This is a genomic window from Segatella copri (genome assembly GCF_009494835.1).
GTDB classification, from domain to species: Bacteria; Bacteroidota; Bacteroidia; order Bacteroidales; family Bacteroidaceae; genus Prevotella; species Prevotella copri_F.
Window position 1 is genome coordinate 26,266 of record NZ_VZBE01000013.1, and the last position, 15,017, is coordinate 41,282.

The window sequence follows — 15,017 nt, forward strand, 5'->3', positions numbered from 1 at the left end:
TAATTACTTGATAGAGATGAGATTGCCACCCTTAATCTCTTTGGTGCCGTTATAATCAAGCAGGATACCTGATACAACTACCTTCTTGCCTGGTACAAGGATAACCTTGGTTTCCTCTGTCCACTTTGCACCATCGATGTTGAAGCAACGGAATACCTCGAGAGTCTTGCCTTCTGTATCCTTACCGTCGTCAGAGATAACGAATGTACCGTTACCATACGTGCCAGTATCTACATCTTTCACTTTTACGATGATACCGGTAGCATAAACCTTAGCATCGCCTGCTGTACCGGCATTGATCTTCTCCAGTGCCTGAGCCACAGTGTAAGGCTTCTCCAATGTACCGCCTGTTTCTGATGCCTTCAAATCATCCGTGTTGCGAAGTACAATCTGCCAGGTGTCGCCGAATCGGGTGAAGATACCGGTGATATCGAATACGCCCTGTGGAACCACCTCGTTGGCAAACTTAGAATAACCTGAGTTGCGCACTACCAGATTGCTGCTGCTGATCTTCTTGCCCGTTTCGGCATCAATCAGTTCCAGACTCGTATTGGTATCACCTGGTGCCCATACGTTTGTACCGTTGGCAGAAGCAAACTTCACCTTCTTCAGGGTCATCAGCTTGCCCACGTTAGCCTCCATATAGGCTGCAAATGCAGCCTTTTCTTCTTTTGTTAAATTATTCAGCTTTGTCCGGTCAAACTCCTCTGGCTCTACCGTGCTAGCATCCGCCTCGCCAGGGTTCAGAATCTTGAAGTGCTCGTTCCAGATGGCACGCTCTATCTTTCCCATGCCCAGACTTCCATCTGAGAGCTTGGTATTCACACCGCCAATCTGAGGCAACTTCTTGTAACTTCCGATATAGAGACCCTTCAGGTTTACGAGAATCTCCTGACCGACAGGAAGATAACCCGACAGACCACTTCCGTTGATGGCAATGATGATAGCGCCGGATGCATCCTGTACGCTCACCTGGTTGTAGATATTGCCACTGACATCATTGCCCGTCACTACCGCCTTGATCATCATGTCCTTCTCAATCAGCTTGTAGCCATTGTCGCTGTTGATAATCGTAGCAAACTGGGTCTTCAAATCTGCTATGCTGATCACATTCTTCTCCCTCAGGCTGTTGTTGCCATATGGAGCTGCAGGCACCTTCTCGGTCAGGTCTGGGTCAGCATAACCGTCGCCCATACACGACCCCAGAGTCAGTGCCAGGAATGCCAATGCTATGAATTTTATCTTTTTCATTGTTCTTTCTTTTTATTGTTATAGAGAAACGGGATTGCTCCCTGTTCTTTATGTTAAAGAGAAACTGCTCTTTAGAATCTGTAAGATACCTGGAACATGCCGTTGGTACCCCAGGTGTAATACTTCTTAGGATTCTTAGAGAACTGGTAGAGGCGTGGATTCTTCACGTTGCCGTTAGCATCCAGTGTATAGCTTGAACGTGAGTTCTGCTCATATCCGCCTGTTACGATGGTCTGGTTGTTCAGCAGGTTGGTAATCATGAGGTTGAAGTTGAGAGAACCCTTCTTCAGTCTCACACTCTTGCCTATGCTCAGGTCAACCATCCATCCTCCGTGACCCTTCTCCTGGGCTACAGCATCCTCAGTCCAGCTCATACCGTCGAGTGTGGTAGGAGCAAAGATTTCTGGGTATGCCTTGTAGGCAGCCTGGCGGTTGGTCAGTACCTTCTCATATCTGTAGCTTGGAGAATAAGAGAGGTAGATGCGGTCGTAGTAGTTGGCATTGAGGTTGACGAACCATCCGTTTACGTGGGCATCGAGACCGATGCTTCCCACTGTGAGCGGTGTGCCACTCTCGCGCATATTCATCACGTAAGCCTTGTCCCGGTAAACCTCAGCACTCTTTGAGAGCATGTATACGGCGTTTACATTGTTGATGTTCTTCGCCTCGCTCATAGCACCCAGAGTCTTCAGGTCGAGCCATGATGTGAGCTTGAACTTAGCGCCCACCTCTACACCATAGTATTCCTTCTTCAGTCCGGTCATGCTCACATAGGTGAATGAATTCTCGTCATCGTTGTAGAAGTTCTGCCATTCCGTAACATTCTCCAGTCGGCTGTAGTATCCGCTCACGTTGGCACTCAGCCATGCGTTGCGATACAGGTAGCTGAATTCAGAGCTGAAGATGCGCTCGTTCTTGAGGTTAGTCACGAAGTCGTTACTGATTTCAGGCGAGATGAAGGCTGTGTTTGCCATCGGCGCACGCAGCTCGTATCCGGCTCCTATGCTGAAGGCATGGCCTCTGCCCATATCCACGTTCAGGCTTCCCTTTACGCCACCGTCCAGGAAGTTGGCTGTGCCGCTCTTGCCCTGACTGTTGTTCGGTGCCATACCGTTGCGCATGTAGCCGCGGCGGTTCATTCCGGTATATCCGATACGTCCGCTCAGCATCGCCTTCATGTTGTAGAATTCGGCTGTATAGGTGCTCCATGCGTTTGCCTTGTTTACGTCGATGCGATAGTCGTAACCGAACTTGTCGCCCTCGTAAACCAGTTTGCCTGTGTTGTTAGGACCGGCTGTGTTCAGGTCGTACTGCACACGTGGGTCGGTCTTAGGATAATCGCCCAGGGCATAGGTGTTGATGTTGTGGAAGATGGCACCGCCCAGCATGTCTTCCAATGTCTGATAGTGCTGGTTGGTACTCTTTCCGAGCATGATGCCCGTAGCCAGGTTCGATTTCTTGGTCAGCTTGGTGTTCAGCACGGACGAGAGGGTCAGGGTCAGGTTGTCGTTGTGCTTAGCCTGAACATAGTAGAGCAGATCCTGTCCGTTCTTGGCAGCCTGCTGGTTGGCATAGTACAGGCGGTCCCAGTTAATCTGTCGGTTCTGCTTGCTTGCCTGCCAGTAGTTTACGGCATTGTTCCAGTTTTCCCAGGTATACATGTTGTTGCCGTTCTTGTAGTCGCCCCATACATAGTAGTTGGCTGATGGCATGTTCTTCCAGTAGTCTGGCTGTGGATTCTCTGCGTTGTTGTAGTTGAGCTTGGTGCTCTTGTACATAGAGTATTTTCCGAACACCGATGTGGTGAGCTTCATCTGGTCGTTGATTTCCCAGTCCCATGTAGCGATAGCCGAAGGAGCAAAGTCGTTCACTACGCGTGAGTTTCTCTTGTGTCCGTTCTGGTATCCCCAGTATGGGTTATACTGGTAGTCGTTTGCCAGCCAGTAAGCCTCGTCGGTAGATGCGCCCTGGGTGCTTCTTTCTGTCGGGTTACCCCATGTAGAGAAGCTCAGCGAGTGGCCGTTCATCCACTTCTTCTGTACACCGAAGAAATAGGAGAGGGCGTTGTAGATGGTTCCCTCTACGTATCCCTGGTTAGCCCAACGGTAGGTGAGACCGGCTGTGATTGCCCATCCCTTCTCGTTGAATCCGCTGGAGTAGGAGTAGAGTCCGCGCAGGGTATAGTTGCGGTTGGCAACACCTACGCTTGCATACTGTCCTTCCTGCATGCTTCCGGCACGGAAATCATAGTTGTTGGAGCCTGCCATGCCCGTCATCGAATAGCCGTTGGCTTCGAAAGGCAGGGCGAAGTCTACGTTTCTGGAGAATCGGTTCAAACCGCCGATGTTGGAGAAACGGAACTGTCCGGTCTCCATATCGTTCATGGAAGCACCGTTGATATAGACATCGTTGTACTTCTGGTTGAAGGCACGGTAGCGGAAACGTGCTGGCGAAAACAGGTAACCTGCCTGGCTCGCGTATACGTTGCTGGTAGAATTGAGGATGGTGACATTGGATGACATGTCATCGTCCTCGCCCAACTGTGCCTCGGAGAAGGTGAAAGCATTCTCGTCAAGTCCCTGTGCTACGTTCTGGTCAGTCTTTTCGTTCTGAGCCATAGCCAATGAACACGAGAAGAGCGCTAACATTGCTAAGTTTACTTTCTTCTGCATAGTTTATATGTATTAAGTATTAATAAACCGGCAACAGCAGTCTCTTTGAGCAGTGATGATATATGTCCCGCTAGGTCTTGTTTAGGCGATAAGGGGACTTACCGTGGTCCCTGGTCTTGTGTCTTCTGTTCCGATTCAATGTGTTTAATGCTGCAAAGTAACAAAAAGTTTTTTGAAAAATGAATTTATTTATGTTAAAAATGCATGAAATCTGAAAAAATATTCGTTTTTATGGAGATATTTCCGGTTTTTTTAGGTATCTTTGCTGCCTATTACCTCACTGCGTTAAGGTGAACATATATACTATATATAATAAGGTGAACATTAATAATTACTATTAGTATGAGGAAACATTTGCTCTTGCTGGCTGCCCTCCTCATGATAGGGCTGGGCGCTACAGCACAGAAAAAGAAGTCGCAGGCTTCAGGCAACAGGCAGTTTCAAGTGTATGCTGTAGGTTTCTACAATCAGGAGAACCTCTTCGATACCTGCCATGATGCCGGTAAGAATGATTACGAGTATCTCCCTGCTAAGGGATGGAATGGTATGAAATATACCAATAAACTCAAGAATATGTCGCGTGCACTTGCCGACATGGGTACCGATGTGCTGCCTAACGTGGGCTGTGCCTTCATCGGTCTGTCTGAGGTTGAGAATGCCAACGTGCTGAAAGATCTTACCGCGCAGCCGCCTCTCAAGGCAAGAAACATGCAGTTCTGCCATATCGAGGGTCCCGATAAGCGAGGCATCGATTGTGCGCTGCTCTATAATCCGGCACTCTTCACGGTGAAGAACACCCGATTGGTGCCTTACGTACAGGAACTCGCCAAGGATTCTGCCTACAAGACCCGTGGTTTCCTCACCGTTCGCGGTGAACTGGCGGGCGAGGATGTGGCGGTTATTGTATGCCATTGGCCAAGCCGTTTCTCCGGTCCGTTCTATCGCGAGAGCGGAGCGCGCCAGACTAAGGTGGTAAAAGACAGTTTGCTCCGTCTGAACCCGGCGATGAAAGTGTTCGTGATGGGCGATATGAACGATGATCCTACCGACGCCAGCATGCACAAGGTGCTGAAGGCGAAAGCTGAAATCAGCGAGGTAGGTGCCGATGATATGTATAACCCATGGTATAACATCCTGGCTAAGGAAGGCAAGGGAACCCTGTTCTACAGCGGTTCATGGAATCTCTTCGACCAGATTGTCATCACGCCTAATCTCCTGAACAGGGATAGTAAGAACAAGGACTACAGTTCTCTGAAGTTCTGGAAGAACCACATCTTCCGCCGCGATTACCTCATCCAGCAGGAAGGTCAGTACAAGGGTGCTCCTTTGCGTACCAAGGCAGGCGGCAGATGGCTTAACGGCTACAGCGATCACCTGCCGGTAGTGATGTACCTGGTGAAGGAAAAGAAGTAGAAAATGGTTGAGAATCATCCTTTTGAGCCGTGGCTGCCCGATAATGCGCGGCTGCTGATGCTCGGCACGTTTCCGCCTGCAGAAAAGCGGTGGTGCATGCCCTGGTATTATCCTAACTTCCAGAATGATATGTGGAGGATATTCGGGATTATCTACTTCCAGGATAAGTTCCATTTCGTGGATGTAGAGAAGAAGACCTACCGCCTCGATGCTATTAAGGAATTTCTCAGGGAGAAGGGCGTCGCCATCTATGATACCGCACAGCAGGTGATACGCACCAAGAATACGGCATCCGATAAGGACCTGCAGATTGTGCAGCCCGCCGATCTCGACGGCATGCTCCGCCAGCTGCCCCATTGCAGGGCGGTGCTCACAGCCGGCCAGCTTGCCACGAAGGTATTTTCAGAACACTTCGGCATCAAGGAAAAGCCTGAAATGGGAGGCTATGCAGAATTCCAGTTCGATGGCCGCAGACTCCGTCTGTACCGCATGCCCTCCAGTTCCCGTGCCTATCCTATGGCAGTGGAGAAGAAGGCTGAATTCTACCGCAAGATGTTTGATGAAATCTTATAGAAAGAAGAAAGAATATGAAAGATAAAGTGACCGTTATTGGCATTGCGGGAGGTACAGGCTCCGGCAAGACCACTGTGGTGAAGAAACTCGTAGAAGTGCTGCCGCCTCATTATGTGGCTGTGGTGCCCCTCGATTCATATTATAACGATACCTCGCAGATGACCGAGGAAGAACGTCATCAGATCAATTTCGACCACCCGTCGGCATTCGATTGGAAGCTTTTGCACCAGCAGCTCGCTGATCTGCGTGCTGGCAAGGCGATAGAGCAACCCACCTATAGTTATATCAAATGCAACCGTGAACCGGAAACGGTTCACGTTGACCCCAAGCCGGTTGTGATTATCGAAGGCATCATGACGCTGGTGGACAAGAAGTTGAGAGACCTGATGGACCTGAAGGTGTTCGTGGATACCGATGCTGATGAGCGCCTGATACACAACATTCAGCGTGATACCATCGACAGGGGTCGCACCGTATCGATGGTGGTAGACCGATACCTCAAGGTCCTGAAGCCGATGCACGAGCAGTTTATCGAACCCACCAAGCGCTATGCTGACATCATCATTCCGCAGGGTGGCGAAAACCTCAAGGGCATCGGTATCCTCTGCAAGTATGTAGAGGGACTGATAGAGAAATAAAAATATTTTTGCTCAAGCATTGCATTTCTTTAATGCAAAACAAAGTTTAATTAGGAAACAGGGCGGCCTTCTTCGTGAAAAGAGGTCCGCCCGCTTTGTTTTTATCCCAGTCGGGCTATTCAAGTAGTTCAGTTAGCTAACTCAAGTAGTTCAGTTAGCTAACTCAAGTAGTTCTGTTAGCTAATTCAAGTAGTTCTGTCAGCGAATTCAGCCGTCTCAGTTTGCTGATTCAGCCGTCTCAATAAGCCTACGGATACGTCTGCGCTAGCCGACGCAGTAATATCCGTACCCCGACGCAGTAATATCCGTACCCCGACGCAGTAATATCTGTACCCCGACGCAGTAATATCTGCATCCCGACGCAGTAATATCTGTATCCCGACGCAGTAATATCTGTAACCCGACGCAGTAATATCTGTATCCCGACGCAGTAATATCCGTGAGCCAGCGCAGCACAACGTGTGGTCCGTTTTCGTCAGGTCCCATAGCCATATTCTGCAAAGATTTTCTTGTTTTTTGCAAGAAGATAAGCTGAAAAACGTGATAGATGAAGGCTATTAGTGATGGATAGCGTGATGGATATTGTAAACAATTTGTCCATCCATCACGCTTTCCTAAATAGATAATTCTCTTATTATCAGATGATTAACATTTTGAGAAAAGAAAAAGTGAGGGATGTGAGGGATAAAACTTAAAAGATTATTCCTCTTCCTCCTTCTCAAAAGCCTCTACGAAAGGCTGGTGGAAACCCTGGAAAATGCGGAGATACTCGGCTCGCACCTCATCACTCTCCTCAAAAAGATTCAACTCGCCACGCTTGTGAGCCTTCAGCATACTGCTGTAACGGCGAATCTTACGCTTGTAGTTCCTTGCCATCAACGCATCTGCCTGAACAGGATTCTGACTGACATACGAAAAGGCACAAAGCTGCTTCATGAACATGTCGAACACCGGATTGTCATGACTCCAGTCGTCCTCACTCAGCCAGAACCACTGAAAATGATACTTCTGCTCCAGTGCCATCAGATGCTGCCCCAGCTCGTCAATCTCCATGCCCTTCTGCATCTGCTCCTCAGCAAAAGCTACCAGAGATGCCGCATCTACATTCAACTCAACCTCGTGAGACAGCGTGGTGCCCTCAATCTGAATGCGCCAACGGTGATTCCTGTTCTTGATGAGCGCAGAATTCGTGTTCATCAGCAACTCAGAAAGTTTGCCCTCGGTAGGAATCTGATCTACTACCGAAAGACGGTCGCGCTGGTTGCGAACCACCAGCTGATGGTCCTCATGGCGCAATACACACATGTAAACCAGCCTGTTGCTGTCGAGCTGAAGGGTGAAACGGTCGTTGTTGTCATCGCCCACAAATTCGTAGGTGTAGTCATCCACCTTATCCTGCGGAATGCTCAGCTCGCCATGCACCTTGTTGCCCTCGGCATCGTAGAGCGAGAAACCGATGTAAGGAATCTGAAGACGGAGGACAACCGGATTGCCGCCGTCCTCAGGAATCAGGGTAACAGCCAGTCCGTCGTCGCCGAAATCATCCTTGCGGCATACGAATCCGTCGCTGGTCTTCTCAGCCTTCTCCACCTTCACCTCGCCATGGCGCCACCAGAAATCGAAGGTGATAGTCTGGTCGTCCTCAGCAGCTACACGGATGAAATCCTCAATGTCCTGCCCCAGGTAAATCACCTTGGCAGGCTCAATCTCCTCATCATCATCGCCCAGCGCGCGCACCAACATCTCGCCCGGAACAGGATCATCTTCCCATTCGGCTTCAGCAGGGGCTGCAGTAGATTTGAAAACGAGGAAAACCATTCTTTCTTCTTCCCTCGTGCCATCTTCGCGGCACGTGAAGCACTTCGCCTCCTTAGGGATGAAGAATGGGGTTAACAGGTACGGGTTTTTGCATAATGCGGTATACTCTACCTCGGTCCATGCCGGGAGAGCGTGTGTATTTGTCTTGTCTGTCATATTCTCTTGTTGCATATAATTCTTGAGTTGGTCCTATTTCTTTTCATCATCCGGCGTGTGTGGCAGGACGAGGGGGATGTTGATCCCAAAAAACGGTTGCAAAGGTAATGCAAAATCGAGACACTACAAAATATATCACCTATTTTTTTAATTATTTTACGATTCAATATTTGGTGCTTCCAAAAAATAGTTGTAGTTTTGCATCTGAAATAATGAATAGAAAGATGAAAGTCAAGACAATACTCACACTGGCGCTAGCCGCCACAACCCTCGCAGCATGTCATAGGGGAAAGAAACCACCACGTATGGACAATTCGAAACTCGCCATCAGCCTCTCGAAACCGGCAAAGGGCGACAGGGCTATCTACGGACTTGCCTGCCTGGGCTGCTCGGATACCGCGCTGGTGCTGCTGCCCAACGGAGGCGGCGACCCCGTAAGATACAACATTCTGGATGCCACTCGCAACCATCAGGTGTTTGGAGATATAGAGGTGGGCGACTGGGTTTGCGTGATGCCATGCGAGGAGAAGGATGAGAAGAACCGTGCCGACATGGTGATAGACCTGGACCAGCTGAAGGGCACCTGGACCTATCCGGTGATGCCGAAGCTGCGCGATGTATCGCATCTGAGCAAGCGCCAGCAGGCGAGAATCCTTGCCAATATGCCCGATAGCATCGTAGAAACCTATATGGTGCCGCGCCAGTATGGCTTCACCCTGAAGCGCATGAGCGAGGCGATGGCCGTGGGCAGGGTGATGATAAACAAAGATGTGGACGACGACAGTCCGGTAGAATATCCTGATGTGCCTCAGTATACGGAATGGCATGCCTATAACGGCAAACTGATTCTGGTGCAGGGCCGCCGCGAGTTGGAGGGCGTGGTGATCAACGGAAAGACGAAGCGCGATACCTTCACCTTTGTATATATGAAGGGTGACAGTCTGGCCCTCTCTGATCGTGAGGGCCGCATCCAGGGTTTCCACCGCTCGCTCAATGCGATGAAGGCCAACGCCAAGGCCCATGCTGCAGCCGAGAAGCTGAACAGCAAGATGAAGAAGGAAATATTGAAGTAAATTACATAATAAATATAAAAAAAGAGGCGAATAGGACGATTTCTCAATTTTTTTGTCTAATTTTGCACCTTGGAATTTAATTCATACATCGAATATAAAGAAAAAGAACAAGAATAATGAAGAAGAAAATTCAGTTCAGTCTCGTTTATCGAGACATGTGGCAGAGCTCTGGTAAGTTCCAGCCACGCAAGGATCAGTTGGCTAAAATTGCCCCAGTTATCATCGAAATGGGATGCTTTAGCCGTGTAGAGACTAACGGCGGTGCCTTCGAACAGGTTAACCTCCTGGCAGGTGAAAACCCTAACGATGCCGTACGCGCATTCTGCAAACCTTTCAACGAGGTGGGTATCAAGACTCACATGCTCGACCGCGGATTGAACGCTCTTCGTATGTATCCTGTGCCTGACGACGTGCGCGCCCTTATGTATAAGGTAAAGGCTAAGCAGGGTACCAACATCACACGTATCTTCGACGGACTGAACGATGTGCGCAACATCATTCCTTCTATCAAGTGGGCAAAGGAGGGTGGCATGACTCCACAGTGTGCGCTCTGTATCACCAACTCTCCTGTTCATACCCTGGAATATTACATGAACATTGCCGACCAGCTCATCGCTGCCGGTGCAGAGGAAATCTGTTTGAAGGATATGGCAGGTATCGGCCAGCCAGCATTCCTCGGCAAACTCACCAAGATGATTAAGGACAAGTATCCACAGATCATCATCCAGTATCACGGCCACTCTGGTCCTGGTCTCTCTATGGCTTCTATCCTCGAGGTCTGCAACAATGGTGCCGACATCATCGATACAGCCATCGAGCCATTGTCATGGGGTAAGGTTCACCCAGACGTAATCTCAGTTATCAGCATGCTGAAGAACGAGGGCTTCGAGGTGCCTGAAATCAACATGAGCGCTTATATGAAGGCTCGTGCTATGACTCAGGAGTTCATCGACGAGTGGCTCGGCTACTTCATCAACCCAGGTAACAAGATCATGTCTTCATTGTTGCTCGGTTGCGGTCTCCCAGGCGGTATGATGGGTTCTATGATGGCAGACCTCGGCGGTATGCGTCAGACCATCAACAACATCCGCAAGAAGAAGGGTGAGGAAGAGTTGTCTATGGACGACCTGCTCATCAAGCTCTTCGACGAGGTAGAGTATGTATGGCCACGCGTAGGTTATCCTCCATTGGTAACCCCATTCAGCCAGTATGTAAAGAATATCTCACTGATGAACCTCCTCACCATGGAGCAGGGCAAGGGTCGCTTCGTAATGATGGACGACTCTATGTGGGGTATGATTCTCGGTAAGAGCGGTAAAATTCCTGGAACTATCGACCCAGAACTCGTAGAGCTCGCCAAGAAGCAGGGCCGCGAGTTTACAGATGTTGATGCACACACATTGCTCACCAACGCCCTCGACGACTTCAAGAAGGAGATGGACGAGAACGGTTGGGATTACGGTCAGGACGACGAGGAACTCTTCGAGCTCGCTATGCATCCAGAGCAGTATCGCAACTACAAGAGCGGACAGGCAAAGAAGAACTTCCTGGCCGACCTTCAGAAGGCAAAGGATGCCAAGCTCGGTACAACCCTTACTCCTGCACAGCTTGCAGAGTTCAAGCACGCCAAGGCAGATGCCATCGTGGCACCAGTAGCCGGCCAGCTCTTCTGGGAATTCCAGGGCGAGGGCGAGTGCCAGCCAGCTGTAGAGCCATACATCGGCAAGGAATATAAAGAAGGTGATGCCTTCTGCTATATCCAGGCTCCTTGGGGCGAGTTTGAAACCATCCCAGCTGCATTGGGCGGCAAGCTCGTAGAAATCAATGCCAAGCAGGGCAGCAAGGTGCGCAAGGGCGATGTTATCGCTTACATCGAGCGCAACGCTGAGTAAATATAATTGAAATGAATTATCAAGCTATTATTGATAAGTATTATCCTGAGGATAATGAGCTTCGGCATATCCTCATCACACATAGCCAATCTGTAGCGCGAAAAGCGCTACAGATTGTTTCGTATCATCCCGAATTGCAACTCGATGCCCAGTTTATCGAAGAAGCAGCTATGCTCCACGACCTCGGCATCTTCATGACCGATGCCCCAGGCATACAATGTTTCGGCTCGCAGCCCTACATCTGCCATGGACGACTGGGAGCAGAAATCCTGCGCAAGGAAGGATATGAGCGACATGCCCGCGTATGTGAGCGCCATACCGGTGCAGGCATCACAGAGGCACAGATCATAGCACAGAACCTGCCCCTGCCACATCAGGATTTCCTGCCGGAAACCATGGAAGAGAAGGTGATTTGCTACGCTGATAAATTCTTCAGCAAAACTCACCTCGACCGGGAAAAAACAATTGAGAAAGCAGAAAAAAGTCTCATGAAGTTCGGAGAGGAAGGAGTAAAACGCTTCCAGCAATGGGAACGCATGTTTGAATAGAATTCTAATTTATTGAATGAGAAAACAATCGACGATAGCTATGCTGCTGCTCGCTGCCATCTCGTGTATGATGGTGGCTAATCCGGGTATGCCCGATTCGAAAAAGAAAAAGAAGAAGGAGAAGACGGAAACTGTGGACAGCGTGGGTGACAGTGTGTTCGTAGACTCGCTGGGCAACGAAATAAAGCCCAAGCTGAAACAGGCTGACGACACCACGCAGATGGACTCGCTGCAGAAAGCTATATGGAAACATAATAAAGTGGTGGATGACAGTATCCGCCTCGACAGTATCGCCAGAAAGAAACAGGGTGGAGTAGACGCACCAGTTAACTATCAGGCGGACGACTCTCTCGTATACGATGCCAAGAACAAGGTGGCATATCTCTACGGAAACTCCAACGTGAAGTATACCAACATGGACCTCAGTTCCGACCGCATCTCCATGGATATGGACAAGAGCAACGTGAAGGCGATGGGTACACCCGACAGTACGGCGGAGGGAGGCATCAAGGGCAAACCTGTCTTCAAGATGGGTAGCGATACCTATGATACCGACACCATCAAATTCAACTTCAAGAGCAAGAAGGCCCTTATTAATAATGTATATACAGAACAGCAAGACGGATTCCTGACCGGTATGAAGTCGAAACGCGACTCATCGGGAGTCATCTATCTGCAGCACGGAAGGTATACCACCTGCGATGATCCGCATCCCGACTTCTACATCTCGCTCTCCCGAGCCAAGGTAAGGCCGGGTAAGGATGTGGTATTCGGACCAGCCTATCTCGTGGTGTGCGATGTGCCTATGCCGCTTGCCATCCCTTACGGCTTCTTCCCGTTCACCAAGAGCTACAGCAGCGGTTTCATCATGCCAACCTACGGCGATGAAACGGCACGAGGATTCTATCTCAGAGATGGCGGATATTATTTCGCCATGAACGATAAATGGGACCTGAAGCTGCTGGGCGAGATTTATACTAAGGGATCGTGGGGACTCTCGGCAGCCAGCAACTACCGAAAGAGATACAAATACTCGGGTTCCTTCTTCTTCAGTTACCAGGATACGAAGAACGGCGACAAGGGAATGCCAGACTTTACCGAGCAGGAGAGCTTCAAACTGCAATGGAGCCACCGCCAGGACAGCAAGGCAAACCCATACAGTTCGCTTTCGGCAAGTGTGAACTTCGCCACATCGAGCTACGAACGCAACAACCTCAATTCGCTCTACAATCCGCAGACGATGACGCAGAGTACGCGAACCTCATCTGTTAACTGGAGCACCTCGTTCTCAAGCATCGGTATGACGCTCAGTTCCACCGCCAACCTCTCGCAGAATATGCGCGACTCGTCGATAGCCATGACGCTGCCCGACCTGAACATCAGCATCTCGCGCTTCTATCCGTTCCGCAGAAAGAAGATGGTGGGCGATGAGAAATGGTACGAGAAGATAGCCATGAGCTATACGGGACACATCTCTAACAGCATCAATACCAAAGAGGATAAGCTGATGCACAGTTCACTCATCAAGGACTGGCGCAACGGATGGCAGCATCAGATACCGGTGAGCGCTACATTCACGCTCTTCAAATATCTCAACGTGAACCCATCGTTCAATTTCACCGACCGTATGTATACCAACAAGGTGGAGAGATCATGGGATGAAGCCAGCCAAACGGAGAAATGCGATACCATCTACGGTTTCAACAACGTGTATAACTGGAACATGAGTGTAGGTCTCTCTACCAAACTCTATGGTTTCTACATACCAAGCCGCAAGCTCTTCGGAGATAAGATACAGGCTGTGCGCCACGTGTTTACGCCTACGGTGAGTTTCAGTTATGCCCCAGACTTCGGAGCTTCACGCTACGGCTACTGGGACACCTACCAGAAGACCGATGCCGACGGAAACGTATCGCTGGTGAGCTACTCGAAGTATGCCAATGCCCTCTACGGTGCGCCGGGCAAGGGTAAGAGCGGTAATATCTCGTTTACCCTGGGCAACAACATCGAGATGAAGGTGAAGAGCGATAAGGACTCTACCGGATACAAGAAACTCAGTATCATCGATGCGTTCGACATCAACATGAGTTACAATACCGCAGCCAAGGTTCGCCCTTGGAGCGATATGAACATCAACCTCAGACTGAAGTGGTGGAAGAACTATACCTTCAACATGAACGCTGTGTTTGCCACCTATGCCTACGAGCTGGACGACCAGAACAATGTTTATGTGGGTACCCATACGGAGTGGGGCAAGGGCAGGTTCGGACGATTCCAGGGTATGTCGCAGAACTTCTCGTTCACACTGAACCCGGAGAAGCTGAAGAAACTCTTTGGCGGGGGCGATGATGAGGACGACAAGAAGGACAGCCAGCGCAATGATGATGACGATGAAGGTCTGGATACCGACATCGAGAGCAACGTAGACGACAGCATGGAGAAGGGTAAGACGGCAGCCAAGAAGGGTGGCAAGGCTGAAACGGATTCAGATGGTTATATGGCGTTTAAGATGCCATGGTCGCTGACCTTCGGTTATGGTGTAACGATGCGCGAGGATACGCGAAGAGAGAAGTTCAATGAGAAGACGATGCGCTATGCATACAAGTTTACCCAGACTCTGAACATGAGTGGTAACGTAAGAATCAGTGATGGCTGGAACATCAGTTTCTCATCCGGTTATGATTTTGACAACCACAAGATCAGTATGACCACCGCCAGTCTGGCCCGTGATCTTCACTGTTTTAACATGAGCTGTTCTGTGGTTCTCGCTCCATATACGAGCTACAACTTCACCTTCCGTTGTAACGCAGCCACCCTGACAGATGCGCTGAAATACGACAAGCGCAGTGGTTATTCGAACGCTGTACAATGGTACTAGATGATAGTTTATAGTTGAAAGTTTATAGTTAATAGAGCTTTTCAGCTTATAGTTAATAAAAAAAAACAGGCAAAATCATTTTGCCTGTTTTTTTTGTTTTATCTA

10 protein-coding genes are annotated in these 15,017 nt (G+C 49.5%); 7 read left to right on the forward strand and 3 right to left on the reverse strand.

Annotation, left to right across the window (positions count from 1 at the left end; genetic code table 11):
* Window positions 1-3 precede the first annotated feature (3 nt).
* Together F7D47_RS02195 and F7D47_RS02200 are read right to left on the reverse strand one after the other, a co-directional pair.
* Entirely contained in the window at window positions 4-1,251 is a 1,248-nt protein-coding gene (locus F7D47_RS02195; protein WP_153086363.1) for a DUF5689 domain-containing protein, read from the reverse strand.
* A 71-nt stretch (window positions 1,252-1,322) separates the two neighbouring features.
* Window positions 1,323-3,923 carry a TonB-dependent receptor gene (locus F7D47_RS02200; protein ID WP_153086362.1) on the reverse strand — a complete coding sequence of 867 codons (2,601 nt, stop codon included), beginning with the start codon at window positions 3,921-3,923 and terminating at the stop codon, window positions 1,323-1,325.
* 342 nt (window positions 3,924-4,265) lie between these two features.
* Here F7D47_RS02200 and F7D47_RS02205 point away from each other — a divergent pair, with 342 nt between their 5' ends.
* Genes F7D47_RS02205 through udk form a run of 3 tightly spaced genes read left to right on the forward strand, consistent with a single transcriptional unit; the run spans window position 4,266 to window position 6,547 of the window.
* Window positions 4,266-5,336: an endonuclease/exonuclease/phosphatase family protein gene (locus F7D47_RS02205; protein WP_153086361.1), complete on the forward strand. Its 1,071-nt coding sequence runs from the start codon at window positions 4,266-4,268 to the stop codon at window positions 5,334-5,336.
* Window positions 5,337-5,339: 3 nt separating this feature from the next.
* Window positions 5,340-5,909, forward strand: a complete 570-nt coding sequence (locus tag F7D47_RS02210) for a uracil-DNA glycosylase family protein (protein WP_153086360.1) — start codon at window positions 5,340-5,342, stop codon at window positions 5,907-5,909.
* Between the two features lie 14 nt (window positions 5,910-5,923).
* Window positions 5,924-6,547, forward strand: coding sequence for a uridine kinase (udk, locus tag F7D47_RS02215; protein ID WP_153086359.1), 624 nt, complete (start codon window positions 5,924-5,926; stop codon window positions 6,545-6,547).
* A 699-nt stretch (window positions 6,548-7,246) separates the two neighbouring features.
* Here the strand turns inward: udk and F7D47_RS02220 are convergent.
* Window positions 7,247-8,521, reverse strand: a complete 1,275-nt coding sequence (locus F7D47_RS02220; RefSeq protein WP_153086358.1) for a hypothetical protein — start codon at window positions 8,519-8,521, stop codon at window positions 7,247-7,249.
* Between the two features lie 224 nt (window positions 8,522-8,745).
* Between F7D47_RS02220 and F7D47_RS02225 the strand changes: the two genes are divergently transcribed.
* The 4 genes from F7D47_RS02225 to F7D47_RS02240 all read left to right on the forward strand — a co-directional run bounded on the left by F7D47_RS02225 (window position 8,746) and on the right by F7D47_RS02240 (window position 14,912).
* A complete protein-coding gene (locus tag F7D47_RS02225) occupies window positions 8,746-9,594 on the forward strand; it encodes a hypothetical protein (protein WP_228113602.1) in 849 nt (282 codons plus the stop codon).
* Between the two features lie 116 nt (window positions 9,595-9,710).
* Complete coding sequence (locus tag F7D47_RS02230) at window positions 9,711-11,486, forward strand: biotin/lipoyl-binding protein (RefSeq protein WP_006847273.1); 1,776 nt, start codon at window positions 9,711-9,713, stop codon at window positions 11,484-11,486.
* A gap of 11 nt (window positions 11,487-11,497) precedes the next feature.
* Window positions 11,498-12,034: an HDIG domain-containing metalloprotein gene (locus tag F7D47_RS02235; RefSeq protein WP_006847274.1), complete on the forward strand. Its 537-nt coding sequence runs from the start codon at window positions 11,498-11,500 to the stop codon at window positions 12,032-12,034.
* 16 nt (window positions 12,035-12,050) lie between these two features.
* Complete coding sequence (locus F7D47_RS02240; protein WP_153086356.1) at window positions 12,051-14,912, forward strand: putative LPS assembly protein LptD; 2,862 nt, start codon at window positions 12,051-12,053, stop codon at window positions 14,910-14,912.
* The last annotated feature ends 105 nt before the right edge of the window (window positions 14,913-15,017 follow it).

What these genes read in the sequence shown, in the direction of transcription:
- F7D47_RS02195 (WP_153086363.1), bottom strand. Translation starts at nt 1,251, where the DNA reads ATGAAAAAGATAAAATTCATAGCATTGGCATTCCTGGCACTGACTCTG.
- F7D47_RS02200 (WP_153086362.1), bottom strand. Translation starts at nt 3,923, where the DNA reads ATGCAGAAGAAAGTAAACTTAGCAATGTTAGCGCTCTTCTCGTGTTCA.
- F7D47_RS02205 (WP_153086361.1), top strand. Translation starts at nt 4,266, where the DNA reads ATGAGGAAACATTTGCTCTTGCTGGCTGCCCTCCTCATGATAGGGCTG.
- F7D47_RS02210 (WP_153086360.1), top strand. Translation starts at nt 5,340, where the DNA reads ATGGTTGAGAATCATCCTTTTGAGCCGTGGCTGCCCGATAATGCGCGG.
- udk (WP_153086359.1), top strand. Translation starts at nt 5,924, where the DNA reads ATGAAAGATAAAGTGACCGTTATTGGCATTGCGGGAGGTACAGGCTCC.
- F7D47_RS02220 (WP_153086358.1), bottom strand. Translation starts at nt 8,521, where the DNA reads ATGACAGACAAGACAAATACACACGCTCTCCCGGCATGGACCGAGGTA.
- F7D47_RS02225 (WP_228113602.1), top strand. Translation starts at nt 8,746, where the DNA reads ATGAAAGTCAAGACAATACTCACACTGGCGCTAGCCGCCACAACCCTC.
- F7D47_RS02230 (WP_006847273.1), top strand. Translation starts at nt 9,711, where the DNA reads ATGAAGAAGAAAATTCAGTTCAGTCTCGTTTATCGAGACATGTGGCAG.
- F7D47_RS02235 (WP_006847274.1), top strand. Translation starts at nt 11,498, where the DNA reads ATGAATTATCAAGCTATTATTGATAAGTATTATCCTGAGGATAATGAG.
- F7D47_RS02240 (WP_153086356.1), top strand. Translation starts at nt 12,051, where the DNA reads ATGAGAAAACAATCGACGATAGCTATGCTGCTGCTCGCTGCCATCTCG.